Consider the following 26,425-nt stretch of genomic DNA (forward strand, 5'->3'; position numbering starts at 1 on the left):
GCGTGCTCGCCTTCCTCCTGCGCCGGGTGATCCAGGCGGCCGCGGTCCTCGCGGTCGTCGGGCTCATCGCCTTCGCGATGTTCCGGTTCGCGGGCGATCCCGTGAACCAGATCGTCGGGCCCGACACCACCGTGGCCGAGCGGGCTCAGATCCGGACGGATCTCGGCCTCGACGATCCGGTGCTGGTCCAGTTCGTCCGCTACGCCGGCAGCGTGGTGCGGGGCCAGTTCGGTATCTCGTACCAGTTCCGGCAGCCGGTCTCCCAGTTGCTCGCCGAGCGCATGCCGGCGACGCTGGAGCTCGCCTTCTGTGCCACGGTCTTCGCCCTGGTGGTGGGGATCCTGATGGGCGTCTACTGCGCGCTCTTCCGCGACTCCTGGCTCGCCGGGCTGTTCCAGGCGGTCTCGCTGATCGGGATCAGCCTGCCGACCTTCCTGATCGGCATCCTGCTGATCTACCTGTTCTCGGTGACGCTCGGTTGGCTGCCCTCCTACGGGCGCGGCGACACGGTGCGGCTCGGCTGGTGGACCACCGGCTTCCTGACCGCCTCGGGACTCAAGGCGCTGATCCTGCCCTCGGTGACGCTCGGCCTGTTCCAGATGACGCTGATCATGCGGCTGGTCCGCGCCGAGATGCTGGAGGTGCTGCGCACCGACTACGTCCGCTTCGCCCGGGCGCGGGGGCTCACCACCCGCGCCGTCCACCTGCGGCACGCCCTGAAGAACACGCTGGTTCCGGTGATCACCATCGCGGGGCTGCAGCTCGGCTCGGTGATCGCCTTCTCGATCATCACCGAGACGGTGTTCCAGTGGCCCGGCATGGGCCTGCTCTTCGTCCAGGCCGTGCAGAACGTCGATATCCCGATCATGTCGGCATATCTGCTGCTCGTCGCGCTGATCTTCGTGACCATCAACCTCGTGGTCGACATCCTCTACACGGTGGTGGACCCGCGCCTGCGGCTGCCCGCCGGGCGGGCGGCGTGAGGGGCGGGCGATGAGCGGATACGACCTCGACGCGGGCGACGCCCCGCCGGTCCCGCTGCCGGAGGCGAAGCCCTCGCGGCTCGCGCGCTGGCGCGAGTCCGACCTGCTGGCGAACTTCCTGCGCTCGAAAACCGCCGTGGCGGCGCTGATCGCCACGGTGCTGATGGTCGGCCTCGCCTTCGCGTCGCCGTGGATCGCGCCGCAGAACCCCTACGACCCGGCCCAGCTCGACCTGATCAACTCCAACCTGCCGCCGATCTGGCAGGCGGACGGGCAGGCGCCCTATTATCTCGGCACCGACGACCAGGGCCGGGACGTGCTCTCGGCCGTGCTGTACGGCCTGCGCCTGTCGCTGATCGTCGGCGTGCTCGGGGTGGTGACCTCCGGCATCCTCGGCATCGCGCTCGGCCTGATCGCCGGCTACGCGGGCGGCTTCCTCGACACGCTGATCATGCGGGTCGCCGACGTGCAGCTCACCTTCCCGGCGATCCTGATCGCCCTGGTGGTGGACGGCGTCGCCAAGGCGAGCTTCGGCAGTGCCCTCGATGTCGGGCCGCTGATCGGGCTGATCGTGGTCTCGATCGGCCTGTCCTTCTGGGTGCAGTACGCCCGGACCGTGCGCTCCTCCGTGATGGTCGAGAAGGGCAAGGACTACGTCCAGGCGGCGCGGCTGATCGGCCTGTCGCCGCCGGTGATCATGGTCCGCCACGTCCTGCCGAACGTCACCGGCCCGGTCTTCGTGATCGCGACGATCAACCTCGCGCTCGCGATCATCACCGAGGCGACCCTGTCGTTCCTCGGCACCGGCCTGCCCGAGACCATGCCGTCGCTCGGCACGCTGATCCGCACCGGCAACCGGTTCCTGTTCTCCGGCGAGTGGTGGATCGTCGCCTTCCCGGGGCTGGCGCTCGCCGGGCTGGTCATCGCCATCAACCTCCTGGGGGATTGGCTGCGCGACGCGCTCAATCCGAAGCTGCAATGACCGAGACCATCCTCTCCGTGCGCGACCTGACGGTCGCCTTCGACACCCGCCGCGGGCCGCTCACCGCCATCGACCGGGTCTCGTTCGACATCGGCCGCGGCGAGATTTTGGGCGTCGTCGGCGAGTCCGGGGCCGGCAAGTCGGTGACCGGCTCGGCGGTGATCGGACTGATCGACCGGCCCGGACGCATCGCCGGCGGCGAGATCTCCTTACGCGGCGAGCGGATCGACAACCTCTCCCCGGAGGCGATGCGGCGGGTGCGCGGCAAGCGCATCGGCATGATCTTCCAGGATCCGCTGACCTCCCTCGACCCGCTGTTCCGCGTCGGCGACCAGATCGTCGAGACCCTGCGCACCCATACCGACCTCTCCGCGAAGGCGGCCCGGACCCGCGCCATCGATCTGCTCGCCGAGGTCGGCATCCCGGCGCCGGAGCGGCGGATCGACGGCTACCCGCACGAATTCTCCGGCGGCATGCGCCAGCGGGTGGTGATCGCCCTGGCGCTCGCCGCCGAGCCGGAGCTGATCATCGCCGACGAGCCGACCACGGCGCTGGACGTCTCGGTCCAGGCCCAGATCATCACGCTGCTGAAGCGCCTGTGCCGCGAGCACGGCACTGCGGTGATGCTGGTGACCCACGACATGGGGGTGATCGCCGAGGCCGCCGACCGGGTGGCGGTGATGTATGCCGGGCGGGTGGCCGAGATCGGCCCGGTCGCCTCGGTGATCGCCAAGCCCCACCACCCCTACGCGGTCGGCCTGATGGGGGCGATCCCGACCCTGTCGCAGGAGGCCGACCGGCTCAGCCAGATTCCCGGCTCGATGCCGCGGCTCACCGCCATCCCGAAGGGTTGCGCCTTCAACCCGCGCTGCCCGAAGGTCTTCGCGCGGTGCCGCGTCGAGCGGCCCGAGCCGATCCCGGTCGATGCCAGCCGGGTCGCCTGTCACCTGTGCGATGCAGCGGAGCGCGCGGCGTGAGCGCCTACGTCGAGGTCACCGACCTGCGCCGCCGGTTCGACGTCTCCAAACCCTGGCTCAACCGGGTGATCGAGCGCGAGCCCCGCAAATTCCTCACCGCGGTCGACCGGGTCGGCTTCGCGATCGAGAAGGGCGAGACCTTCGCGATCGTGGGTGAATCCGGCTCCGGCAAGTCGACGGTGGCCCGCATGGTGGTCGGCCTGCTGCCGCCCTCCGCCGGCGAGGTCACGATCACCGGCGTCTCGATGACCGACCCGCGCCAGGCTGCCGCCCGGCGGCGCCTGCGCGCCCGCATCCAGATGATTTTCCAGGATCCCTACGCGTCCATGAACCCGCGCTGGCGGGTCGGAAAGATCATCGCCGAGCCGATCCGGGCCTTCGACCTGATCCAGGGGGAGGGGGCGATCCGCGCCCGGGTCAGCGAGCTGCTCGGCCTCGTCGGTCTCCACGCGGATGACGCCAGAAAATACCCGCACGAGTTCTCCGGCGGCCAGCGCCAGCGGGTGGCGATCGCCCGGGCGCTGGCGAGCGAGGCCGAGTTCTTGGTGGGCGACGAGCCGACCTCGGCGCTCGACGTCTCGGTTCAGGCGCAGATCCTCAACCTGATGCGCGATCTGCAGGACCGGCTGGGGCTGACCTACCTGTTCATCTCCCACAACCTCGCCGTGGTGCGCCACATGGCGACCCGGGTGGGCGTGATGTATCTCGGCCGTCTCGTGGAAGTCGCCTCCGCCAGGGACCTGTTCGCGCGGCCGCGCCATCCGTACACGCGGATGCTCCTCGACGCGGTGCCCGACCTCGCCCATGTCGGCCGCGCCCGGGTGCCGGTCTCCGGCGAGATCCCGAACCCGATCGACCCGCCTCCGGGCTGCACCTTCCACCCGCGCTGCCCGCTGGCGAACGAGCGCTGCCGCGCCGAGGTGCCGGCGCTCCTCGACGGCGTCGCCTGCCACGCCGTGCAGGAGGGGCGTGCCTGACCAAGAGCGCGCGATGTCGGATCCATGTCGCCCGCGGCGGCACTCGCGGACGGTGATGGCATTCAGGCCGTCTGCGCTCTTGTCCGGGGATCGAGAATCCGATGCTGAGCCAAGGTCGTCGGTTGCCGGTGCACTACCGGGCGTTGATCTGACTGATGAAGACGTCGCCGCGGCGATCGGATGAACGCCAAGTCCTCGTCGTCCCGAAGGTGGAAACCTGTTCGATGTGAACGCGGTAGCGATCCGGCCCGGCCGATGCGCGCCAGTCGAATTGCTGCGGTACCGTGGCGCTCTCAGCAAGCCCCAGGCGCACCCTCACCTTGGATCTTGCGACCGGGGCGGCGTTGACCGGAGCGGCCAGATGATAGCCTCCGCGCCTGTAATACGGCTCGAGCGATGACGGATCTTCACCATTCGATAAGATTGTCACGGGAAATGCCGGCCTGCCACCTTGCTCGATGAAGAGGCAGTACCGCAGATCGGTCGGATCTGTCAGGAAGGTACAATCGTTGATCTTCGAAGGTAGGGCCTGAGCCCAGCCATACACCGGAACAGTCCATAGGACTGCTGCGAGAATTGTTCTTCCTAAAAGCATCGTCGGGACCAGATTTCAGCCAAGAGATTCGGCTTCAATCAAGCAAATGTCGTGCGCGGTCCGAAAGGCAAGCGGCCGTCGCCCGTTGTACTCGACTTTATACCCGGTCCTGATCGACGCGCAGGCTGCCCGGTGTCCCTGCGCACCGTCGCCGAGCGTTGCAACGGCGGACTGGCGTGGTCGGGAGCACCCGATACAGGTCCTGTTTGAACGCTTCGGGTTGCTGCGTCCCTCCCGTCTTCACGAGCGAAGCGAAGTGGCGCGGGAAAATAACCCGGGGTGGCGCGACCTGATGCGGGCGCACCACCCCTGGATTGCGTCGCGTCCCTCGCGAGGACGGCGATGCCGAGGGGCTCGAGCGGAAGCCGCTCAGCGGCGGTTCTTGATGAGGCTGTCGACGTTCCTGTTGGCCTCCCTGTTCTCCTTCCGCTGCATGGCAATCGCGTGCCGGGTGTCCTTCATCGACATCCGGTCGCGCTTGCCTTGCGGCATCCCGTTCGGCGCCGCCAGGGCCGGCGTGACCGCCCAGAGGGTTGCCAAACACAGGGCAGCGCGCGTCGTCTTCTTGAGCATGATCGATCCTCCATTCGGTCGGTGGGGCAGGATGTCTGCGCGAAACCCTCTGCGGATCAGCGGGTGCCGGTGACCGGTGTCGGCCGGCGCGCCGCGCCGGCCGGGACGGGCTCGGGTCAGCGGGACCCGTTCACTTGCCGGCCTTGGTGCTCGCCGTCGTGCCGGAGGCCTGCGGCGCCGTCGTGCCGGTCGTGGCGGACGTCGTGGCGGACGTCGTGGCGGCCTTGGCCGCCTGAGGCACGGCGACGGCGTCGATCACGTCGAAGCGCATCGCGTCCTGCGCGGTCTTCAGGATCGCGTTCGCCTCATAGTACTTGCCCTGCCCGATCAGCGTCGCCGCCTGATCGACGTCCGCCATGGTCTTGTTGAGCGGCAGGACCGCCATCGTGAAGTTGACGTCCACGTGGGCGAGCTTGAGCTTCTCCAGCGCGCCCTTCTGGTCCCCCTGCGCGAGGTTCTTGTTCGCCTCGGTCACGGCCGAGGCCTTGGCGGGCGTGGCCACGAAGTCGTCGCCCAGGGTGAGCTGCGCATCCACCGGCACCCAGGCGACCGGATCCTTGGACGCCGGCTTCGCGTCGGCCTTCGCGGCCGTCGCCGTCGCCTTCGCCTTGCCGGTCATGTCGGCGGGCGTCTTGAGGTCGGCCTCCGCCCTGTTGAACACCGCGTCGTCCGTCTTCGCCTTGGCGAAGGCCGCCTGTGCCTTGCCGATCATGTCCTTGGCCTGCGCGGGATCGGCCTCGAAGATGGCGATGCGCGTGAGCTGGAGATCCCTGAAGCCCTGCGCGCCGTCCTTCGAGAGCTTGCCGACATCCGCGTCGACCGCCTTCTGGCTCGCGCTGATCGGCATGCTGTTCTGCTGAGCCGCCTGCTCGGCCGCGAAGGCGGTCCCGCCGAGGATGGTGGTGAGCACGAGCGCCGCAGCCATAGACTTGTGGTAAGTCATCATTCGTCTCCATCTGAGCGCCGGATCTAAGGCTTTGCTTTGAATTCGCCTTATTCATTCCGTGTTCAGATAATAGACTTGGGTCGTCTTGGTCGCATGTCCGGACGATTAAAAAACCGCAATGCAGGGCCGGGGGCGTGGCATCGCAAGCCGCGACGCCGACCCAGGTCGGGCATGCCTCTCCGGCGACGCGGACAGGCCCGGCGAAGCGTGGCGTTACGAGCGGGCGGGCGCCCCGGCGTTCACGCGTCGCGCCACTCGGAAAACGTCGCCGCCTGACCCACAGTCACGCCGTTGCGGTCGAGCTGCCAGACCACCGCCCGCTCGATCCAGAAGCGGCGCCCGTCCTTGGCGATGCGCAGGCCGCGGTAGCCGCGGGTGAACCCGTCCCGGGTGACCGCGTCGAGCAGCCGCTGCCGCTCGGCGCGCTCGGGCGCCTCCGCCGAGAGCCGCGACGGCAGGCCGATGAGTTCCTCACGCCCGTAGCCGAAGCAGGCCTGCGCGGCCCGGTTGGCGTAGACGAAGCGCGGATCCGCGCCGCCGTCATGGGCGAGGACCGCGAAGGGCGCCGCGTCGTAGAGCCAGCCGGCATCCCTGCCCGGCGGCACCAGGGGCGTGCCGAGGCGGCGCGCGTAGCTGCCGGCGAGGACGGCGAAGAAGTCCGGGTCGCGCGACAGGTCGGCCATGGCCGGCGGGTGCCTCTCTTGGCGCGCGCGCCCCGGCGCCGAGCCGGGGTCCATAGCGGCGGAGAACGCCTTAGATGACCGGATCGGCGTCGATTCGCATCCTCAGGATCGCGTAGGGGGGCTGTTGCAGGTCCGTGCCGCGGTTGAATTCCGGCCGTCGGTTGACCTGCGCGGCGGAGATGTAGAGCCAGCGATCGGGCGTGATCCAGAACGTGTCGGCCCAGACCAGCCTGTCGTCGGCGGCGAGCACCTCGATGGTGCCGTCCGGAAGGCGTCGGCCGACCGCGTTGTGCTCCTGAAGGCTCAGATAGATCCGGTCCTGGGAATCCGTGGTCAGGCCGCCGGTCATGCCCTTCTCGCCGAGATCCCGGACCGCGGCCGCCACCGCGTCCCCGGAGGCGTTCGGGTCGCGCAGCGCAGCGGTCTCGACCGCGTAGAGGCGCCGGCTCATGAGCGGGGCGTAGTACAGGCGGGTGCCGTCGGGACTGAGCGCGATGCCGTTGGCGCCGCCCTTCGGACTCTTCGGCGGCGCGTCTCCCTTCCGCTCCATCACCGGCCGGCGCTCCACGAACTTGACGAGGCCCTCCTCGGACTTGGTGCTCGGATGCCCGTCGAGCCGCCGCACCACCTGGCCGCTGTCGAGATCGACCGCCAGGATCGCGCCCGTGCCGGCCTGACCCTGATCGGTGATGTAGGCGCGGGCCCGGCCGTCGCGCACGTCGACCCGCAGATCGTTCAGAGACGACGTCGGTACGACCCCGGCATCGAGGGGAATTGTCCGGAGGATCCGGTTCTGCGCGATGTCGATCGCCACGAGCTTCGCACCGTCCGGCACCGGCGTGCCCTTGCCCTCGGGCAGGCCGGCATCCAGCACCCAGAGCGTGTCGTTGCGGTCGAAGACGCCGTTGGGGACATGGAACAGCGTGGATTGCGCCGCCTTCGGATCCGGCCGGTTGGCCGCGGCGTCCGGGTAGGGTGTCACCGAGCCGTCGGGCAGCACCTCGCCGAGGGTCACCGGCTCGGCTCCCGTGAAGCGCGGCATCATCACGAAGATTCGCCCGCCCCGGGCGATCGCCAGCCCGGTGGGCGTGGATGGGGCGTCCGCTGCGATCGCCAAGTCCAGCGTGCCGACGGGCCGGCTCACGGGCGGCTCGCGGCGGGGAGGCGTTCCGGCTCCGGCCAGGTCCGGTCCTGCCGCGAGGACGGCGAGGCCGGATCCGATCAGGCGGCGGCGGTCGAGGGACATGCGTATCCTGTCGTGGCAACGGCTGGCGTGGCGGGCCCGTCGGCTTTCGCGGTCGCGAGGCGCCGTTCCCAGGGCGACACCCATGGTGACTCTCAGGGCGACGTGCCAACGCGCCGCGAAGGCAGGTGATCCCGCGCCGGCCCGGCGGCGCGCATCGGCGGCCGATCATGGGGGCGCTGTCGGGCATGCGGGCGCGGATGTGGCCGTCCGCGCCGACCACGATAGAGCCGGCAGAAATTTTTCCGAGATGGTCGCTTCCGGACAAAGCTGACGATGGAAATTAGATCAATATAAGCCGATCGGATCCGGCTGATGCTGGCAAATAAATTTACATATAATGATCAATATGGGCTGAGAGATCTATAGTGTATCGCGAATAGCGTCGACTTGACGCGAGTGCTGCATGCGCGCTAACAGGACCGAAGTATAAATAATCGATCTTCTCGTCAGAATTTGCCTGTGCATCAGCCCTGTGGTGATGTGGGCGGGTCCAGGTCGCGCCGGTATTGGGTCCTGACCCGCGAGATCTCGGCGCATCGCCAGGATAGTCCGTGTCGATGTTGGATCACCCGTGTGCCGGCCTCCGGTGCGCATGATCTCGACGTCATGTGCCCGGCCTACATTCGACACGGGGAGAGGCGGGGGCGGTGCCAGGACCGGCCGCGTCCCGGCGTTGGTCTCGGGGCCCGGGCATGACATCGGAGAGGTGGGACGCGCATGGATCCTGAAGGATCCGGAGGGAGGCCGGACTTCGCGCCGCGGGGCGCCGACGGGCCGCTGCGGGTGGTGGCGATGGCGGTGCAGAAGGGCGGCACCGGCAAGACCACCCTGGCGGCGTCCCTGGCCGTCGCCGCCGCGGAGGCGGGCGAGCGGGTGACCGCGCTCGACCTCGACCCGCAGGGGTCGCTCGCCGGCTGGGGCGCCCTGCGGCAGGAGGAGTCCGTCGCGGTCGATCGGGTGCAGCCCTGGGAGATGGGCCAGCTCTCGGACATCCTCGGTGTCCTCGCCGCGCAGGGCACGACGCTCGCCGTCCTCGACACCGCCGGCAGTTCGGCCGGCCTCGCGCCGGCCCTGAAGGACGCCGATTTCGTGCTGATGCCGGTGCGGCCGTCCCGGCTCGACATCGTGGCCGCGCGCCCGACGCTCCAGGCCCTGGTCAATCTCGGGCTGCGGCAGCGCTTCGCCCTCGCGCTGAACCAGTGCCCGCCGCCACCCTCGCCGCGCACCAGCGCCTACGCGGCACAGCTGCGGGCGCTGGGCGTGCTGGCCGAGCCCGGCATCATCCACCGGGTCGACCACCAGGATGCCCTGGCCACGGGCCTCGGCGTCACCGAATACGCCCCCGGCAGCCCGGCCGCCGAGGAGGTCCGGGCGCTGTGGACCTGGATCGACGCGAAGATGCGGGCGGCGACCGCCCGCTGAGGTCAGCGCTGACCGAGCGCCGCCAGGATCCGCGCCCAGGAGCGCGTGCCCTTGTGGAAGCTCGTCAGATTGTACTTCTCGTTGGGCGAGTGGATGCGGTCGTCGTCGAGGCCGAAGCCGATCAGCAGGGTGTCGCGCCCGAGGATCCGCTTGAAGTCGCCGACGATCGGTATCGAGCCGCCCGCGCCCACGGTCACCGCCGGCACGCCCCACTCATCCTGCAGCGCCGTCTTGGCGGCGCCGAGCTGCGGCATGTCGAAGGGCAGGCTGATCGCCCGCGAGCCCTTGTAGGTGATGACCTCGACTTGGCAGTCCGCCGGCACCCGCGCGCGCACGAAGGCCTCGAAGCTCTCGGCGAGCCGCTTCGGATCCTGGTCGTCCACGAGGCGGAAGGAGACCTTGGCCGAGGCGGTAGAGGCGATCACCGTCTTGGTGCCCTCGCCGGTATAGCCGCCGATGATGCCGTTGGCGTCGCAGGAGGGGCGCGACTGCACCAGCTCGATCGGCATCCGCCCGCGCTCGCCCGCAGGCTCCTTCAGGCCGATCGGGCCGAGCAGCGTCTCCGCCGTCAGGCCGAGGCCGCGCCACTGCTCCAGAACCTCGGGCGGCCGCTCGTGCACGCCCTCGTAGAAGCCCGGGATCGTCACCCGCCCGTCGGCATCGTGCAGGTCGGCGATGATCTTGGAGAGGACGTGGATCGGGTTGCGCGCCGCGCCGCCGAAGAAGCCGGAATGCAGGTCGCGGTCCGCGCAGGTGACCTTCACCTCGAAATAGGCGAGGCCGCGCAGCGACGACGTGATAGCCGGCGTGGTCTTGTCCCACATGGTGGTGTCGCAGACCAGGACCACGTCGCAGCCGAGCTTCTCCCGGTTGGCCGCGACCCATTCGGGCAGGCCCTGCGAGCCGCTCTCCTCGGCGCCCTCGATCAGGATCGTCACGCCGCAGGGCAGCGCCCCGCTCATGGCGATGTGGGCCCTGCACGCCTCCACGAAGGTCATCACCTGGCCTTTGTCGTCGGAAGAGCCGCGCCCGACGATCGTCTTGCCGCCCGCGCCATCGGTGATGTGCGGCTCGAAGGGCGACGTCTTCCACAGGTCGAGCGGATCGACCGGCTGCACGTCGTAATGGCCGTAGAACAGGACGTGCGGCGCCCCGGGCTTCGGCCTGTGGGCCAGCACCACCGGGTGGAGCGAGGTCTCCTCCACGGAGGTCTCGAACCCGAGCGCCGTCAGGTCCTGGGCGAGCCAGGCGGCGGCCTCGCGGCAATGGCCGGCATAGGCCGGATCGGTGGAGATCGACGGGATCCGCAGGAAGGCGAACAGCCGCTCCAGGGCGTTCTCCAGGTCCGTGTCGATATCGTTGAGGATCGCGTCGAGCGCGGCCATCGGGGGCTCCGGGGTTTTCTCGCGGGACGAGGGTTAGCCGAGGCGGGGCGGAGGGAGCAACGTCGGGGAGCGGAGATCGGATGTTGAGCCGCTCCGCGGCGTATTCCTGCGCTGGGTCCCGGATCGGGGTCCGCTGTCGCTCCACCTGTCCGGGAAAGGGTGGCGCTACGAAGTGAGACGCGACGCCTTCTCCCGGGCGCATGGAGCGCCAGCGGAATGCGACCCGGGGCCTAGCACGAGATTCGGCGCGAAGCGGATCCACGCCACCCAGCAGCATGGGTGCGGAACCGCAGCCTGACCCTCCGATCCCGACGTGAGATCAACCATCCCGGAACAGGCGCAGATTGGAATGGTTATCGACCGAGATCGTCAGGCCGGCGCCAGCACGTTCCGCCTGGGTGCCGATCCGTTCCCGTCCGGCCCCGGCCGGCCCAGACCGTGGACACGCCATGCGCCTCGAGACCCAGCCGCCCGTGTCGGCGGACACGCCCATCGGCATCACGCTCACGATCAACGGGCAGCGGCGCGAGCTCCAGGTCGCCCCGTGGACCACCCTGCTCGATCTGCTGCGCGAAAGACTCGACCTCACCGGCACCAAGAAGGGCTGCGACCACGGCCAGTGCGGCGCCTGCACGGTGCTGGTGAACGGCACCCGGGTGAATTCCTGCCTGACGCTCGCCGTGATGAAGGACGGCGCCGAGATCACCACGGTGGAAGGCCTCGCCGGCCTCGGCGACCGGGCGGGCAGCAACGCCCTCCACCCGATCCAGGAAGCCTTCATCGAGCACGACGCCTTCCAGTGCGGCTACTGCACCCCGGGCCAGCTCTGCTCCTCGGTCGGCCTGATGAACGAGGGTCACGCCCACACAAGGGACGAGATCCGGGAGGCGATGAGCGGCAACATCTGCCGCTGCGGCGCCTACACCAACATCGTCGACGCCATCGAGGACGTCATGCAGGGAGGCGCCCGATGAACCGCTTCGATTACGTCCGCGCCGGCACGGTGGCGGAGGCGGTGCAGGCCTTCGGGGCCGGGGCGCGCTTCATCGCCGGCGGCACCAACCTGATCGACCTGATGAAGTACGAGGTCGAGAAGCCCGGCCGGCTGATCGACATCACCCGGCTGCCGCTGGACCAAATCGAGGACCAGGGCGGCGGCCTGCGGATCGGCGCGCTCGCCACCAACGCCAAGGTGGCGTACGACGATCAGGTCGCGGCGCGCTATCCGCTCCTGCGCAATGCCATCCTGGCCGGCGCCTCGGCACAGCTGCGCAACGCCGCCTCCACGGGTGGCAACCTGCTCCAGCGGACCCGCTGCTACTATTTCTACGACGTCGCGACGCCCTGCAACAAGCGCGCGCCCGGCTCCGGCTGCCCGGCGATCGGCGGGACGAACCGCATCCACGCGATCTTCGGGACGAGCGAGCACTGTATCGCCACCCATCCCTCCGACATGTGTATCGCGCTGGCCGCCCTGGAGGCCACCGTGCAGGTGAGCGGGCCGCAGGGCGACCGGTCGATCCCGTTCTCCGAGTTCCACCGCCTGCCGGGCGACACCCCCGAGACCGACACCAACCTCGCCCCCGGCGAGATCATCGTGTCCGTGGACCTGCCGGAGAGCCGCTTCCCGCAGCACTACACCTACCTGAAGCTGCGCGATCGCCTGTCCTACGCCTTCGCGCTGGTCTCGGTGGCGGCCGCCCTGGAGCTCGACGGCGACACGGTGAAGACCGCCCGCCTCGCGCTCGGCGGCGTCGCCCACAAGCCCTGGCGCAACCGGGAGGCGGAGGCGCTGCTCGCGGGCAAGCCCGCGACCCGCGAGAGCTTCCAGGCGGCGGCCGACCTGATCGTCGCGGAGGCCAAGCCCCAATCGGAGAACGGCTTCAAGATCGATCTCGCCCGGCGCGCCATCGTGCGCGGCCTCGAACAGGCCGCCGCCGGCACGCCCCAGTCGCTCAGCGACAAGCGCATCCAGTAGGGCCCGCCATGACCCAGACCTTCAGCTCCACCGGCCGCGACACCTTCGTGGGCAGCCCGCGCAGCCGCATCGACGGGCCCGCCAAGGTCACGGGCCTCGCCAAATATGCGGGCGAGTTCGCCGCCCCCGACCTCGCCTACGGCTATGTCGTGTCGAGCGCTATCGCCAAGGGCCGGATCACCGCCATCGACTCCGCCGAGGCCGAGGCGGTGCCCGGCGTCCTCAAGGTGATCACCCACGAGAACCGGCCGCGCACCGCGTGGCGTGACAAGAACTTCCAGGATCAGGTGGCGCCGCCCGGCTCGCCGTTCCGCGCCCTCTACGACGACCTGATCGTGTTCAGCGGCCAGCCGGTCGCCCTGGTGGTGGCGGAGGACTTCGAGACCGCGCGCTACGCCGCGTCCCTCGTCGACGTGACCTACGCCATGGAGGAGCCCGGGACCGACCTGGAGGCCCTGCGCGGCACCGCCTACGAGCCGCCCTACAAGCGCATGGGCATCAAGCCGCCGCCGGAGCCCTGGGGCGACGCCGATCAGGCGTTCGGCAGCGCGCCGGTGCGCGTCCAGGGCGCCTACAGCCTCGCCGACGAGCACCACAACCCGATGGAGCCGCACGCCTCGACGGTGGTGGTGGAGCAGGACGGCACCTACACGGTCTACGACAAGATCCAGGGCGTCTCGAACAGCCACCAGTATCTCGCCAACGTGTTCGGCCTGAAGCCCGATCAGGTGCGGGTGCTCAATCCCTATCTCGGCGGCGGCTTCGGCTCGGGCCTGCGCCCGCAATACCAGCTGTTCCTGGCGATGCTGGCCGCGCAGGAGCTGCAGCGCTCCGTGCGGGTGACCCTGACCCGCGACCAGATGTGGAGCTTCACCTACCGGTCCGAGGCCCTGCAGACGATCGCGCTTGGCGCCGAGCCGGACGGAACGCTGACGGCCCTGCGGCACGACGCCGTCCAGGGCACCTCGCAGTTCGAGGACTACCAGGAGGTCGTCGTCAACTGGTCGGGCGTCTTGTACAAATGCGACAACGTCGCGCTCGGCTACCGTCTGGTGAAGCTCGACACGCCGACGCCGGGTGACATGCGCGCGCCCGGCGCGGTCACCGGCGTGTTCGCCATCGAGACCGCCATGGACGAGCTCGCTTACGCGACCAAGCTCGACCCGATCGCCCTGCGGCTCAAGAACTACGCGGAATCGGACGCCACCGCCGAGGGCAAGCCCTTCGGCTCGAAGGAACTGCGGCGCTGCTTCGAGCTCGGTGCCGAGCGCTTCGGCTGGGCCAAGCGCAATCCCGAGCCGCGCTCCACCCGCGAGGGGCGGGAGCTGGTCGGCTGGGGCGTGGCCACCGGCATCTGGGAATCGATGATGATGCAGTCGAGCGCCATCGCGACCCTGACGCCGGACGGCCGGCTGACGGTGGGCAATTCCACTGGCGACATCGGCACCGGCACCTACACGATCCTCACCCAGATCGCCGCCGACACAATCGGCCTGCCGATGGACGCGGTCACCACCAAGCTGGGCGACACCCGGCTGCCGGAGGCCCCGGTCGCGGGTGGCTCCTGGACCGCCGCCTCCTCTGGCACCGCCGTGATGAAGGCTTGCCGCAACGTCGGCGAACAGGTGTTCAAGCTGGCCCGCGCGATGGAGAACTCCCCGCTGGCCAACGTCGATTTCGACCGCGCCGTATTCTCGGACGGGCGCATCTCGGTCGCGGGCGATCCCGGCCGCAGCGTCTCCCTGGTCGAGGTGCTGCAGGCGGCCGGCGTCGACAAGGTTGAGGCGGTCGAGGAGGCGGGTCCCGACAAGGACTTCAATCAGAAATATGAGGCCTACACCCATTCGGCGATTTTCGTGGAGGTGAAAGTCGACGAGGAGTTGGGGCAGGTCCGGGTGACCCGGGTCGTCTCGGCGATCGCGGCCGGCAAGGTGCTGAACCCGAAGACGGCCCGCAGCCAGATCCTCGGCGGCGTGGTGATGGGGATCGGCTCGGCGCTGGAGGAGGAGTCGATGCTCGACCACCGCATCGGCCGGTTCATGAACCACAATCTCGGCGAGTACCACGTGCCGGTGAACGCCGACATCTACGACATCGACGTCATCTTCGTGGACGAGGAGGACAAGGCGAACCCGTTGGGCGTGAAGGGGCTCGGCGAGATCGGCATCGTCGGCGTCGCGGCGGCGATCACCAACGCGGTGTTTCACGCCACCGGCAAGCGGGTGCGCCGCCTCCCCATCACCCCCGACAAATTGTTGTGAGTGGCGAATGTTTCACGGGAAACATTGACGCTCTTGCAAGGAATCGACCGATGAGGGCGCCGAGCCCGGGACTCGGCGGCTCCGTCGCGCCCTGGACCGGCGCGGCTCGCCGTATCGATGCGGATGGCCTGTCATCGCGCGCATAGCCATGCGATCCAAGATAGTAGGCTATGACAGATGCGGTGCCGCTGGATTGCAGCGCCCCGCTCGCGCCGACGATGATGCGTCCGGGCTCAGCAAACAGGAACGGCGCGAGACACCCGTGAGCCACCTCCTGCAATCCTGGCGGTTCTGGGCCCTCGCAGCCGCCGGTTTCGCGGCGCTCACCGCGATCCTCGCCAAGGTCGGGGTCTCGGGCGTCCAGTCGGATGTCGCAACCCTCGTGCGCACCGCGGTGATCCTGATCTTCGCCGGCGCAATCGTCGTGGCCTCAGGGCAGTCGGGCGGGCTGGCGCAGATCTCCGGCCGCAGCCTCGTCTTTCTGATCCTGTCGGGACTCGCGACGGGTGCGTCCTGGCTCTGCTACTTCCGGGCGCTGTCGCTGGGGGACGCCGCCCGGGTCGCACCTCTCGACAAGCTCAGCGTCGTGCTGGTGGCCATCCTCGGCGCCAGCCTGCTCGGCGAGACCTTGAGCCTCGCCGCCTGGACCAGCGTCGCGCTGATCGCCGCCGGGGCCGCCCTCGTGGCCTCCGGCTGGTGAGGAACGCGCGCGGGCGCACCGATCCGTTAACCCGGCCGGCGCATCCTGACGGTCCCTCGTGAAAGGGGACCGCCATGGATTGGGTCTACCGCGGCTTCGAGACCTCTCTGCTCGGCCTCGCCCTGTGTCTCGGCCTCGCCGCCTGCCTGACGTTCGGCACCGTGCGGCCGTCAGGCGACACCCTCTCTATCGCCCTGCCGATGCTCACGGTGACCGCCCCCGCACCCTGAAGGGGCGGCCGTCGCCGCGCAGGCGCCCTCAGGCGGCGCTCCGCGTTGCGGGGAACATGATGCTCCGGGCTTCCGCGTCCATCTCGGCCTTGAAGCTGTGGCGGCCCTTCAGCGCCTCGGCGGCCTGCGCGGCCGGCCGCGCGTTGATCGCGTCGAGGAGACGCTTGACGTTGGGCAGGTCCGCGAAGGCGTTCTCGCCGAGCACGAACGGCACCATCCGGGCCCAGCCCCAGGCCGCCATGTCGACGATCGTGTAGGTGTCGCCCAGGATGTAGGGCCGGTCGGAGAGGCGCTGGTCGAGGATGCCCCAGTGGCGGCGCGCCTCGAAGGTGTAGCGCTCCGTGGCGTAGGCGCCGCCGTCCTGCGCGAAGTGGCGGAAATGCACGCACTGGCCGGAGAACGGCCCGATGCCGGTGGCCACGAACATCAGCCAGGACAGCATCTCGCCCCGCACCGGCTCGCCCTCGGGCAGGAACCGGCCGGTCTTGCCAGCGAGGTAGAGCAGGATGGCATTCGAATCGAACACCGTCACGTCGCCGTCGCGGATCGCCGGGACCTTCCCGTTCGGGTTGACCGCCACGTAGGCGGGATCGAACTGCTCGCCCCTGCGGGTATCGACCGGGACCGCCTCGTAGGGCAGCTCCATCTCCTCCAGGCAGAGTGCAACCTTCATGGGGTTGGGGCTGAGATTGTAGAAGAATCGGATCACGTCGCTCTCCTTGAACGGTGCCGGAAGGATCGCCGGGCTCTCGCCTGGCACAAGCCGCAACCGCGCAGGGCGGCTATTCCGTCACGATCTTGTAGCTGCGGCCCGCCACCAGCGGCGCGCCCCGCTCCAGGCCGTTGAGGACGAGGAACCGGTCGAGCGCGCGATCCGGCACCGCCATGCGGCGGGCGAGATCCTCGGCGCCGGTCGAGGTCGCCTGCACGACCTGCAGCCGCAGGGGCCGCAGGACCACTTCGTCCGACGGCACCGCCGCGAGCGTCGCCGTCCAGCGGCGGAAGGCAGGGTCTGGATCGGCGGCGCCCTTGGCGGCCATGATCATCCGGTAAGTCGAGTCGCCGATCCGGATCGCCGCGAGGCGGAACGTCCACTCCTTGCCCCGCGAGAGCGCGAAGGCGGACGGGTGGCCGGCGACCTCCCGGGTCTCGAAGCCGGCCGGATCGAAGGCGTCGTTCCAGCTCGCCTTCAACACCGCCTCCAGGGATTGGCCCTCCTTCGCGTCGATCTGGTCGAACAGCAGGCGCCGGCTGCCGTCCTGGGTCGTGCCGAGCACGGCCGAGCGGGTATTCTCCAGGGCGAAGCCCTCGGGCACCTCGAAGGCGATGCCGAGGCCCGGATGGATGAAGCGATGGCCCCGCACCGCGCCGTCGCGCGGGTTGTCGCCGTAGGCGAGGCCGTCCACCGCCGCCAGGAAGGTCGCCCGGTCGTCGGTGCCGATCCCGGGGGCGCCGATGCGGCGGGCCGCGCGCGTGACCTGGACGATGCGCTCGGCCGTGCCCGGATGGGTCGCCAGCATGTCGGGCGCGGCGGCGCTGCCGGCTTTCAGGCCCGTCGAGCGGTTGAGGGCGGTGAGGAACCGGCCGGCAGCGAACGGGTCGTAGCCGGCCTTCGCCAGGGTGCGCACGCCGGTGGCATCCGCCTCCAGCTCCTGCTCCCGGGAGAAGCGCGCCAGCGCGAAGCGCGACTGGTGCTGGAGCTGCGCCCCGGTATCGGGGTCGTTCAGGACGTCGGCCACGACGCGGCTGACGAGGGCCGAGCGCAGTTCCAGCTCGCTCCGCGCCGTGGCGTGATTGAGGGTCACGTGGGCCATCTCGTGCGCCAGCACGGCGGCCACCTCCGAGGTGTCGTTGGCGAGCGCCACCAGCCCGCGGGTCACGTAGAGCCGGCCATTCGGCAGCGCGAAGGCGTTGACCACGGGGGAGTCGAGGAGCGTCACCGCGTAGGCCTGGTCCGTCCGGTCGCTGGCCTTCACGAGGCGGTCGGTCACTTCCGTGAGCATCCGCGTCACGTTGGGGGCGCGCGCCTCGCCGCCGAAGGACGCCACGAGCTTGAGGTGATCGGAATCCGCGACGCGCTCCCGGCCGGTGGTGCGCGGCGCCTCGGCCGGCACCCGAACAACCGCCGGCTGCACGACCGCCCCGGTCTGGTCCGCGACGCAGGCGCCGAGCAGGGCGGCCAGGGCACAGAGTGCCGTCACGCCGCCCAGGAGACGCCCCGCCGACCGAAATTGCCCCGTGATCCCGCCCATCGCGATCAGCGCCGCAGCCCCCGTTCCTTCTCCGGTCCGGCCTCCGGCCGTTCCGTCTCGCCCACGAGTTCGATCCCGTCCGCGTCGGCTTCCAGGGTCGGGCCGCGCCAGACCTCCAGGATGCCGCGCACGCGCACGCGCCGGCCTTCGAGCAAGGCCGCACTCAAACCACGCGCGCGCACCATTCGCCAAGTGCGTTTCGATACCGTGACCGTGAGTGCGTCCGATCCGCGGGCGCCGAAATCGATGTAGGTGCGGGCGCTGCGCTCGCCGACGCGGCGCACGTCGCCCTCCACGATCGCGAAGCGTCCGGCCAGCGCCCGGAGCGCCGGCCCGTCCGTGGCGACCGGAATCGGCTCCCGCCACAGGCCGACGCGCCGCGCCCGCGCAGAGGCCTCGACGACGCGCAGCGCCGGGCGGCAGAGCGAATCAGCCTCGCCGGACTCCGCGAAGGCGAGGCCTGCCGCGATCAGGCCGCCCGCGAGATCCTCGTCGCCCTCCGCGAGCTGGATGTCGGCCCGCTGCCGGTCCCAGCGGTCGGGCTGCCCGCGCGGCACCACCGCGACCCGGGCGCCCCGCCGCCCGTCGAGCCAGGCCGCCGCGGCGGCGGCCGCCTCCGGCGCGTCGGGCCAGCGGAGGGAGTCCAGGACCGCGCGGGCGCCCGACCCCAGGCGGATCTCGCCGCGTGGCCCGACCGCCTCCAGGATCTCGAAGCGGACCGGCCCCGCCAGACAAGCCGGCGGGCCGGCGCGCGAGGCCGCGCGGGCCGGCGCCGGACCCACGGCCGCGAGCGCCGCCAGCACCGTCACGACTTGCCGGGTCGCCGTTGCGAGGATCGCCTGCACGGGCAGATCATGCGCCGGGCGCGCGCATCCGCCAATGGGTGCGGTTGGCCTGCGGCAGGGAGGATGCTATGCAGCCGGCGGTCGTCTCCGTAGCTCAGCTGGACAGAGCACAGGTTTCCTAGATCAGGTCGAATTGGGCGTCGCGCCGGGAAACCGCGCGGCGGATCCGCTCAAAGTCGGGGAAAGCTCCAGGCGCCGGCTCGTCCGGGCCCTGCCGATCCCGAGCCAAGCCCGCACGTCGCGCTCGCGGCCTGCGGGAAGGTGTAGAGACTAGACGGGCGGCACCTACAGGCCGGGCGCGAGCCCCGCCCAGGGTGAAGGGATAGTCCAGGCCACGAACGCGGCCCCTTGGGGACGCGGCGGCGAAAGTCGAAGTGGTATGAAACCTGGGGTCGCAGGTTCGAGCCCTGCCGGGGACACCACCATCTTCCACGCGATCACTCCCCGCTCCGGCAGCGCGGGAAATCGTTCACCGCGTCACGCCTGCGCCGGTGACAAGTTCCCGGGGCGGCGCTAAGCTTTGCCAGAGGGAATCACGGCACGGGGGTGGACGAGCTCTTCATGGCGGGTCAGAAAACCGATCAGCGCGACGTCTATGTCGGGCAGCGCATCGCCGAGCAGCGACGCAAGGCGTCCCTCACGCAGCGCCGCGTCGCGCAGAGCTTCGGTATGTCTGCAGCTCAGCTACAGAAGTACGAGAAGGGCACCAACAGGATCAGTGCCGTTCATCTCGACATCTTCTCCCGGATGACCGGTGTGCCGATGGACTACTTCTTCAAGGGCATGCCGCGCAACGACGATTTCACCGCCCCGGGCTTCAGCGAGCCGGACCAGGCGAGCCTCAGCGAAGGCGGCCTCAAGGGCCTGGCCGAGATCGTGGGCCGGCACATCACCGAGAACTTCTCCGAGGAGGCGCGCCGGGACGTGGCCGCGGCCATTCGGGCGCTGGAGAGCAAGCTCGGCGGCTGAGAGTGCCGCGCCGGCCCCGCTGACAAGCGGTCCCGTCGAACGTGCCGGCTTCACCGGGCCCGAACATCTGCTGCGTTGAGCGTCGTACCGCTCCGCTGCGTTGAGAGAGGGCCGGACGCGATAAGTGCTTCCCATGTATGAAGGTCGCGTGCGGGAGCGCGCGGTCCCGCCGCGCCTGACGGGCCGAGACTGCGCGTCGATGCAGGTGCCCGATGGTTCGCGGCCGGCCTGACCAGGGGTGCCGGGCGCGTCGGCCCGAAGTTGCGGTCCCCGTCACCGATCACTCGAAGGGGCGGGCGATTGTCCAGCCACTTCGTTCGTTTTACCGGATTCGTCCGGTGATCCGCCTTGACCCTTCATGGGCCGGGTGCGAGAACCCCCGCCCCATGAAGGGTCAAACGCCGTGATCGCACCGGCGTGCCTGTGAAGCCGGGGCCGTCCGTCCGATGCCGCGTTCCAACTACCTCTTCACCAGCGAATCCGTGTCCGAAGGGCACCCCGACAAGGTCTGCGACCGGATCTCCGACACGGTGGTCGACGCGTACCTGACGGCGATGCCGGAGGCGCGCCTCGGCGTCGAGACGCTCGCCACGACAAACCGGATCGTCATCGCCGGCGAGGTGCGCGGGCCCGACTCGGTGACCTTCAAGGACCTTGAGGCCCTGACCCGCGAGGCGGTAAAGGACATCGGCTACGAGCAGTCGGGCTTCCATTGGAAGAACAACGACGTCGCCATCCACCTGCACGCCCAGTCGGCCGACATCGCGCAGGGCGTGGACGCCGCCGGCAACAAGGACGAGGGCGCGGGCGACCAGGGCATCATGTTCGGCTACGCGGCCGACGAGACGCCCGAGCTGATGCCGGCCCCGATCTTCTACGCCCACCGGATCCTCAAGGATCTCGCCGACGCCCGCCGGGCCAAGCAGGGCGACGCCGCCAAGCTCGGCCCCGACGCCAAGAGCCAGGTCACGGTCCGCTACGAGAACGGCCGCCCGGTCGAGGTCACGCAGATCGTCCTGTCGACCCAGCACCTCGACGAGTCCCTGGACTCGGCGGACGTGCGCGCCATCGTCGAGCCCTATATCCGCAAGGCCCTGCCGGAGGGCTGGGTCAACGAGGGCACGGTCTGGCACGTGAACCCGACCGGCAAGTTCGTGATCGGCGGTCCGGACGGCGATGCCGGCCTCACCGGCCGCAAGATCATCGTCGACACCTACGGCGGCGCGGCCCCGCACGGCGGCGGCGCCTTCTCGGGCAAGGACCCGACCAAGGTCGACCGCTCGGCGGCCTACGCGGCGCGCTACCTGGCCAAGAACGTCGTGGCTGCGGGCCTCGCCCGCCGCGCCACGATCCAGCTCGCCTACGCGATCGGCGTGTCGAAGCCGCTCTCGATCTACGTGGACCTGCACGGCACCGGCAACGTGGACGAGGCCAAACTCGAAGCGGTGCTGATGGACGCCCTGGACCTGTCGCCCCGCGGCATCCGCACGGCGCTCGGCCTCAACAAGCCGATCTATGCCCGCACTTCGGCCTACGGCCATTTCGGCCGCGCCCCGGAGGCCGATGGCGGCTTCTCCTGGGAGCGCACGGACCTCGCCGACAAGCTGAAGTCGGCGCTCGCCTGAGGGCAGCAGGCGGCCGACCCCCGAGCACCGGCCGGCCGCCTGCCGCGTCGCGCAGCGAGCGGACGGAAGCTGGGCGAACAGGGGCCGGGCGAGCAGGGGCGGGCGGTGCGTTCGGCATCGCCCCTCTCCCGGATGCAGGAAGCGTCAGCGGATTGCGATCCGGCGCCCGACTCGGGACGATGCGAAGCGCCCGGCCGGGGCGCCGTTGCGCGCGGATGCCGAATTCCCGCCTCGTGCCGCTTCGCGGCCAATCGGACGTTGAATCCGGATCACCGTCCGCCGACGCTCGGGCGTCCGGGAAGAGGGTCGGTCCACACTCCGGGATGTGCTGAGCCTTTGGACACCGACACCCCAGGACCTTCCCCCGATGCGAACGACGAGCCGGAGCGCGCCTTCTTCGGGCGGCGCAAGGGCAAGCGCCTGCGCGGCGAGCAGGAGCGCCGGCTGACCGAGCTGCTGCCGGCCCTCCGGGTCACCCTGCCGCCGGACGGCGCGCCCCTCGACCCGCGCGCCCTGTTCCCGGCCATGCCGGCGCCGCCGGAGGCGGTCTGGCTGGAGATCGGCTTCGGCGGCGGCGAGCACCTCGCGGCCCAGGCGGAGGCCCAGCCCGGGATCGGCATCATCGGCGCCGAGCCGTTCGTCAACGGCGTGGTCAAGCTGCTCGCCGCGGTCGAGGCGCGGGGCCTGCGCAACGTCCGCATCCGCGACGAGGACGTGACCGCCCTGCTGGCGCGGCTGCCGGATGCCAGCCTGGAGCGGGTGTACCTGCTCTATCCCGATCCCTGGCCCAAGCGGCGCCAGCGCAAGCGCCGCTTCGTCTCGGAGGCGTCCCTGGCCGAGATCGGGCGGGTCCTGAAGGAGGGCGGCCTGTTCCGTTTCGCCAGCGACATCGACGACTACGCCGGCTGGACGCTGGCGCGGGCCGCCCGCTGTCCGACCCTGCGCTGGACGGCGCGGAGCGCGCGGGACTGGACGCAGCCCTTCCCGGGCTGGCCCGGCACGCGCTACGAGGCGAAGGCGCTGGCGGCGGGACGGCGCCCAACCTACCTGGAGTTCGCGCGGCTGCCACGGTGACAGCCGCGGCGCCCGCGGGCGGCGCGCCGCAACCCGCCGGAACGCCTTGCAACGGTCACGCTCGGAGGCCATCCTGATACGCCGTCGCGGTCCCGGATCGCGCCGGGGGAGGGGGCTTACTCCTGCGGGGGCGCGCCACCGCGCGTTCGAGGGTTCTTCCGAGTGAATGAGCGGGTGGGTCAGGAACCGGCGGCGCACGATCCGTATCGCGCCGGCTTCGACGATGCCGCAATCGGCCTCGTCGTGCTGTCGGCCGACGCGACCGTCATCGTCGCCGCCAACCGGGCCCTGCACGATCTGCTCGGCTGGGCGCCGGGCACCCTGGCCGGCCGGCCGACCGGCGCGCTGCTGAACGAGGCCTCCGGGGGCCTCGGTGACGGCCTTCAGTTCTGGCGTCGGGCCGATGGCAGCGCCGTCGACGTGCGGGTGCGGCGCTCCGGGGCGACCCTCGTGGTCGAGTCCGTCGACGTGGACGCGGCGGCCCATTCCGAGGCGAACAGCGAGGCGCTGGCGGCCGCCGGCCTCGGGGAATGGCGCTGGGACCGGGCCACGGGTCTGCTCACCCTGTCGCGGCGCGCCGCCCGGATCCTGGGCCGGCCGCCGGGCCGCTCCGTCTCGTGGGACGAACTGAAGACCGGCCTGTCCCAGACGGAACTCGACCGCCTGAGCGCGATCATCGCCGGGGCGACCGGTACCGGCGAGCCCTACCAGTTCGACACGCCCACCACGGTGGCCGGGCGCACGGTGATCCTGCGGGTGCGCGGTCAGGCCGTGCCGGGCCCGGACGGGACGCCCGCCAGCATGGTCGGCGTCCTCCAGGACATCACCACGCGGGTCGAGGCCCGGGACGAGATCCTGTCCCGCGACCAGCGGCTCCGGGTCGCGACCACGATCGCCAAGCTCGGCATCTTCGAGTGGCACATGCTCGAGGACCAGGCGATCTGGGAGAACGAGCACATGTACGAGATCTTCGGGCACGCGCCCGAGGACGGCACCATCGGCAAGAACGAATTCCTCAACGACATCCTCCACCCGGACGATCGCGCCGCCGTCCGACGGGCGATCTCCAAGGCGCTGCGGGAGGACGGGATCCTGCACATCGGCGGGCGCATCCGGCGCAAGTCCGACGGGGCGTGGCGGACGATCGACATGGCCGGCCGCTTCGAGCGCGACGCCCCCGACCGTCTGCCGCGCCGCCTGATCGGCGTTGTGGCGGACGTGACCGACCGGCGCCTCGCCGAGGAGCGCCAGAGCCTGCTGATCCGCGAGCTGCACCACCGGGTGAAGAATACCCTGGCCACCGTGCAGGCGATCGTGGGCTCCACGGCGCGCACGGCGTCGAGCATCGAGAGCTTCTACGAGGCCTTCGTCGGGCGCATCAAATCGCTGGCCCACACCCATTCGGTTCTGACCGAGGACACGTGGCAGACGGCCTCGCTCGGCAACCTCCTGCTCAACGAGCTGAGGCCCTATGCCGAGGTGGCGCCGGACGGCGCCGCGGAAGGGCGCATCAGCCTCGACGGGCCGGCGATCGACCTGCCCTCCGAGATCGCGGTGCCGATCGGGATGGCGATCCACGAACTCACCACCAACGCCGCCAAGTACGGGGCGCTGTCGAACCGCACCGGGCGGGTCGCGGTGGAATGGTCGCTCGAGCCGGGCGGCCCGGCGGGGATCCTGCGCTTCTCCTGGCGCGAGACCGGCGGCCCCCCGGTCGAGCCGCCGACCCGTCAGGGCTTCGGATCGCGGCTGCTTCAGCGGGTCCTGATCACGCAGGTCCAGGCCGAGGTGACGACCGACTACGCCCCCGGCGGCTTCGCCCTGACCATGCGCGCGCCGATCCCGCCGCGCAACGACAGCCTCAAACCGCTGGTGTGAGCCGGTTGCACAGGCACCTCAGGAGGAGGCGCGGATGGGAAAGCCGCCTGCCCGCCGGCGGCGTCAGGCCGCGCCGCGGGTCCCGGATTCGCCGCCGCCGTCCACGAAGGCCTTCAGCTCGTCCAGCGACGCGAAGGTGAAGCGGCCCTGCGGCGTCTCCGCCTCGATCGAGCCGTCCTCGAACATCACGTAGGTGTTGCCCCCCGAGGCGTAGCGCCCGACGACGGTGCGCGTCGCCGGCTTCGGGGCCGGCACGGGCGCCGGGTCGAGGCTCGAACGCAAAGCGGGGGGCTCCTCCGCGCCCGGGGACGCCTCGGGGGCGGCGAACAGGTCGTCCTCGGGGGCGATCACGCCGGGGCCCTTGGCGTCCGGCTTGGCCTGGGGAGCCGGATCCTGGGCGGCGAGCGGCGGCGGAACCCGCAGGTCCGGCTCCGCCCGGGGCGGCTTCGACGGCTTCGGCGGCTCCGGCAGGGCCGCGTCGGGCTTGTCCGCCTCCGCCGCGAGCAGGGCCAGCTCCGGCAGACCCTCGGGCCGGGGCTCCGGCTTCGGATCGATCCGCGACCGGTCGGGGTCGAAGGGCGGCTCCACGACGGGCGGGACGAGGAAGGCGGGCGCGGCGGGCAGGACCGGCGGCAGCCGGGAGCGGCCCTCGTCGGCGGCAACCGGAGCGGAGACCGGGGCAGCCTCCCGGGCCCGGGACGCGGGGACATGCCCGACCGCCCGCTCGACCCGGCGGAAGGCGAGGGCGAGCACGCCGAGCCCGAACAGGACCGCCCCCGAGGAGGCCGCTACCGAGCCCGCGATGACCATCGCGAGCCCGCTCTCCAGGCGCACATACGGAAAGCCCTGGATCACGGCGGCGCTGCCCCCGATGACCATGGCAGCGGCGAGCGCGAACAGCGCAGCGATCATGATACTCTCTAGCACAGGCCGGCTAACTGCCGGCGCTCAAAGCGTGGCGCACAGTAAGCCCTGGCCGTCATATTGCAAAACCACGCCGCTGGATTGCCTGGGATACCCGGCGCGGCGATCGTCCGGCGGCGGACCCCGGCGGTCCGTTCCGCAGCGCGAAGTTCCGGATCGATCCGGAACTTCGCGTGGAGCCGGGCCGCCACGGCGTTGCCGTCCCGCGGCGACCGACTTACCTAGCGGGCTCTCGACTCGGGAGCCCCCCGCCGGGGACGAGGCCGCCCCCTGCTTAGCGGAGACAGATGCGATGACCTTCACCCTGCCGGAACTGCCCTACGCGTACGACGCGCTCGGGCCGTACATGTCGAAGGAGACCCTCGAGTTTCACCACGACAAGCACCACAAGGCCTATGTCGACACGGGCAACAAGCTGCTCGAAGGCACGGATCTTCAGGGCAAGAGCGTCGAGGAGATCGTCAAGGCCGCCTACAACACCAATCAGCCGCTCTTCAACAATGCCGGCCAGCACTACAACCACATCCACTTCTGGCAGTGGATGAAGCCGAACGGCGGCGGCGCCATCCCCGGCGCGCTCGCCAGGAAGATCGACGAGGATCTCGGCGGGGCCGAGAAGTTCAAGGCGGACTTCATCCAGGCGGGTGTCGGCCAGTTCGGCTCGGGCTGGGCATGGCTCGCCGTGAAGGACGGCAAGCTCGCGATCATGAAGACCCCCAACGGCGAGAACCCGCTGGTCCACGGCGCCAAGCCGATCCTCGGCGTCGACGTGTGGGAGCACTCCTACTACATCGACTACCGAAATCGCCGGCCCGACTACCTCAAGGCGTTCATCGAGAACCTCGTGAACTGGGAGCATGTGGAGAAGATGTACGCCGAGGCGACCCGCTGAGGCATCTCCGCCGGTGCCGCGGGCCCTG

Annotated in this window: 25 protein-coding genes; 15 read left to right on the forward strand and 10 right to left on the reverse strand. The window is 70.4% G+C overall.

The window, feature by feature from the left end; all coding sequences use genetic code 11:
* Window positions 1-2 precede the first annotated feature (2 nt).
* From ACLBX9_RS07650 to ACLBX9_RS07665, 4 genes are read left to right on the forward strand one after another with little or no spacing between them, the layout of a single operon-like run.
* Window positions 3-983, forward strand: a complete 981-nt coding sequence (locus ACLBX9_RS07650; RefSeq protein WP_447718499.1) for an ABC transporter permease — start codon at window positions 3-5, stop codon at window positions 981-983.
* Between the two features lie 10 nt (window positions 984-993).
* Window positions 994-1,965 carry an ABC transporter permease gene (locus ACLBX9_RS07655; protein WP_010684848.1) on the forward strand — a complete coding sequence of 324 codons (972 nt, stop codon included), beginning with the start codon at window positions 994-996 and terminating at the stop codon, window positions 1,963-1,965.
* Window positions 1,962-2,942 (forward strand): ABC transporter ATP-binding protein, encoded by a 981-nt coding sequence (locus ACLBX9_RS07660; RefSeq protein ID WP_447718500.1) that lies wholly within the window; start codon window positions 1,962-1,964, stop codon window positions 2,940-2,942. The genes ACLBX9_RS07655 and ACLBX9_RS07660 overlap by 4 nt, the downstream gene beginning before the upstream one ends.
* On the forward strand, window positions 2,939-3,919 hold the full coding sequence (locus ACLBX9_RS07665; protein ID WP_010684850.1) for an ABC transporter ATP-binding protein: 981 nt from the start codon (window positions 2,939-2,941) through the stop codon (window positions 3,917-3,919). Before ACLBX9_RS07660 ends, ACLBX9_RS07665 begins: the two co-directional genes overlap by 4 nt.
* Window positions 3,920-4,052: 133 nt before the next feature.
* Here ACLBX9_RS07665 and ACLBX9_RS07670 read toward each other — a convergent pair whose 3' ends face one another.
* The 5 genes from ACLBX9_RS07670 to ACLBX9_RS07690 all read right to left on the reverse strand — a co-directional run bounded on the left by ACLBX9_RS07670 (window position 4,053) and on the right by ACLBX9_RS07690 (window position 7,962).
* Window positions 4,053-4,466, reverse strand: a complete 414-nt coding sequence (locus ACLBX9_RS07670) for a hypothetical protein (protein ID WP_447718501.1) — start codon at window positions 4,464-4,466, stop codon at window positions 4,053-4,055.
* A gap of 417 nt (window positions 4,467-4,883) precedes the next feature.
* Entirely contained in the window at window positions 4,884-5,087 is a 204-nt protein-coding gene (locus tag ACLBX9_RS07675) for a hypothetical protein (protein WP_010684852.1), read from the reverse strand.
* 130 nt (window positions 5,088-5,217) lie between these two features.
* Window positions 5,218-6,033, reverse strand: coding sequence for a YfdX family protein (locus ACLBX9_RS07680; protein WP_447718502.1), 816 nt, complete (start codon window positions 6,031-6,033; stop codon window positions 5,218-5,220).
* Between the two features lie 239 nt (window positions 6,034-6,272).
* Complete coding sequence (locus ACLBX9_RS07685) at window positions 6,273-6,716, reverse strand: MEKHLA domain-containing protein (protein ID WP_447718503.1); 444 nt, start codon at window positions 6,714-6,716, stop codon at window positions 6,273-6,275.
* 70 nt (window positions 6,717-6,786) lie between these two features.
* Window positions 6,787-7,962, reverse strand: coding sequence for an L-dopachrome tautomerase-related protein (locus ACLBX9_RS07690; protein WP_447718504.1), 1,176 nt, complete (start codon window positions 7,960-7,962; stop codon window positions 6,787-6,789).
* A gap of 717 nt (window positions 7,963-8,679) precedes the next feature.
* Here ACLBX9_RS07690 and ACLBX9_RS07695 point away from each other — a divergent pair.
* Window positions 8,680-9,384 (forward strand): nucleotide-binding protein, encoded by a 705-nt coding sequence (locus tag ACLBX9_RS07695; protein ID WP_447718505.1) that lies wholly within the window; start codon window positions 8,680-8,682, stop codon window positions 9,382-9,384.
* Window positions 9,385-9,386: 2 nt separating this feature from the next.
* On the opposite strand, the gene ACLBX9_RS07700 is transcribed toward ACLBX9_RS07695, so the two are convergent.
* Window positions 9,387-10,769: a M20/M25/M40 family metallo-hydrolase gene (locus ACLBX9_RS07700; RefSeq protein WP_447718506.1), complete on the reverse strand. Its 1,383-nt coding sequence runs from the start codon at window positions 10,767-10,769 to the stop codon at window positions 9,387-9,389.
* A gap of 449 nt (window positions 10,770-11,218) precedes the next feature.
* Here ACLBX9_RS07700 and ACLBX9_RS07705 point away from each other — a divergent pair, with 449 nt between their 5' ends.
* From ACLBX9_RS07705 to ACLBX9_RS07725, 5 genes are all read left to right on the forward strand, one after another.
* Window positions 11,219-11,743: a (2Fe-2S)-binding protein gene (locus tag ACLBX9_RS07705; protein ID WP_010684858.1), complete on the forward strand. Its 525-nt coding sequence runs from the start codon at window positions 11,219-11,221 to the stop codon at window positions 11,741-11,743.
* The gene (locus tag ACLBX9_RS07710; protein ID WP_010684859.1) at window positions 11,740-12,747 is read left to right on the forward strand and encodes an FAD binding domain-containing protein; all 1,008 of its coding nucleotides are present in this window, start codon (window positions 11,740-11,742) and stop codon (window positions 12,745-12,747) included. Before ACLBX9_RS07705 ends, ACLBX9_RS07710 begins: the two co-directional genes overlap by 4 nt.
* Window positions 12,748-12,755: 8 nt before the next feature.
* Entirely contained in the window at window positions 12,756-15,008 is a 2,253-nt protein-coding gene (locus ACLBX9_RS07715; RefSeq protein ID WP_447718507.1) for a xanthine dehydrogenase family protein molybdopterin-binding subunit, read from the forward strand.
* Window positions 15,009-15,270: 262 nt separating this feature from the next.
* The gene (locus tag ACLBX9_RS07720) at window positions 15,271-15,708 is read left to right on the forward strand and encodes an EamA family transporter (protein ID WP_447718508.1); all 438 of its coding nucleotides are present in this window, start codon (window positions 15,271-15,273) and stop codon (window positions 15,706-15,708) included.
* A gap of 74 nt (window positions 15,709-15,782) precedes the next feature.
* Window positions 15,783-15,938 carry a hypothetical protein gene (locus ACLBX9_RS07725; protein WP_010684862.1) on the forward strand — a complete coding sequence of 52 codons (156 nt, stop codon included), beginning with the start codon at window positions 15,783-15,785 and terminating at the stop codon, window positions 15,936-15,938.
* Between the two features lie 28 nt (window positions 15,939-15,966).
* Here the strand turns inward: ACLBX9_RS07725 and ACLBX9_RS07730 are convergent, their stop codons facing one another.
* The 3 genes from ACLBX9_RS07730 to ACLBX9_RS07740 form a co-directional block, all read right to left on the reverse strand.
* The gene (locus ACLBX9_RS07730) at window positions 15,967-16,647 is read right to left on the reverse strand and encodes a glutathione S-transferase family protein (RefSeq protein ID WP_039893781.1); all 681 of its coding nucleotides are present in this window, start codon (window positions 16,645-16,647) and stop codon (window positions 15,967-15,969) included.
* A gap of 73 nt (window positions 16,648-16,720) precedes the next feature.
* Window positions 16,721-18,190 (reverse strand): M48 family metalloprotease, encoded by a 1,470-nt coding sequence (locus tag ACLBX9_RS07735; RefSeq protein WP_447718509.1) that lies wholly within the window; start codon window positions 18,188-18,190, stop codon window positions 16,721-16,723.
* 5 nt (window positions 18,191-18,195) lie between these two features.
* Window positions 18,196-19,035, reverse strand: coding sequence for a thermonuclease family protein (locus ACLBX9_RS07740; RefSeq protein WP_447718510.1), 840 nt, complete (start codon window positions 19,033-19,035; stop codon window positions 18,196-18,198).
* Window positions 19,036-19,596: 561 nt separating this feature from the next.
* Here ACLBX9_RS07740 and ACLBX9_RS07745 point away from each other — a divergent pair.
* The 4 genes from ACLBX9_RS07745 (at window position 19,597) to ACLBX9_RS07760 (ending at window position 24,581) form a co-directional block, all read left to right on the forward strand.
* Window positions 19,597-20,004, forward strand: a complete 408-nt coding sequence (locus ACLBX9_RS07745) for a helix-turn-helix domain-containing protein (protein WP_010684866.1) — start codon at window positions 19,597-19,599, stop codon at window positions 20,002-20,004.
* Window positions 20,005-20,450: 446 nt separating this feature from the next.
* Entirely contained in the window at window positions 20,451-21,629 is a 1,179-nt protein-coding gene (gene metK / locus ACLBX9_RS07750) for a methionine adenosyltransferase (protein WP_010684867.1), read from the forward strand.
* A gap of 336 nt (window positions 21,630-21,965) precedes the next feature.
* Window positions 21,966-22,703, forward strand: coding sequence for a tRNA (guanine(46)-N(7))-methyltransferase TrmB (gene trmB / locus ACLBX9_RS07755; RefSeq protein ID WP_010684868.1), 738 nt, complete (start codon window positions 21,966-21,968; stop codon window positions 22,701-22,703).
* Window positions 22,704-22,865: 162 nt separating this feature from the next.
* Window positions 22,866-24,581, forward strand: coding sequence for a sensor histidine kinase (locus ACLBX9_RS07760; protein WP_010684869.1), 1,716 nt, complete (start codon window positions 22,866-22,868; stop codon window positions 24,579-24,581).
* A 63-nt stretch (window positions 24,582-24,644) separates the two neighbouring features.
* Here ACLBX9_RS07760 and ACLBX9_RS07765 read toward each other — a convergent pair whose 3' ends face one another.
* The gene (locus ACLBX9_RS07765; RefSeq protein ID WP_447718511.1) at window positions 24,645-25,493 is read right to left on the reverse strand and encodes a hypothetical protein; all 849 of its coding nucleotides are present in this window, start codon (window positions 25,491-25,493) and stop codon (window positions 24,645-24,647) included.
* Window positions 25,494-25,797: 304 nt separating this feature from the next.
* Here ACLBX9_RS07765 and ACLBX9_RS07770 point away from each other — a divergent pair, with 304 nt between their 5' ends.
* Entirely contained in the window at window positions 25,798-26,397 is a 600-nt protein-coding gene (locus ACLBX9_RS07770) for a superoxide dismutase (protein WP_010684871.1), read from the forward strand.
* Window positions 26,398-26,425: the final 28 nt, after the last annotated feature.

Source organism: Methylobacterium sp. A49B, from assembly GCF_053346215.1.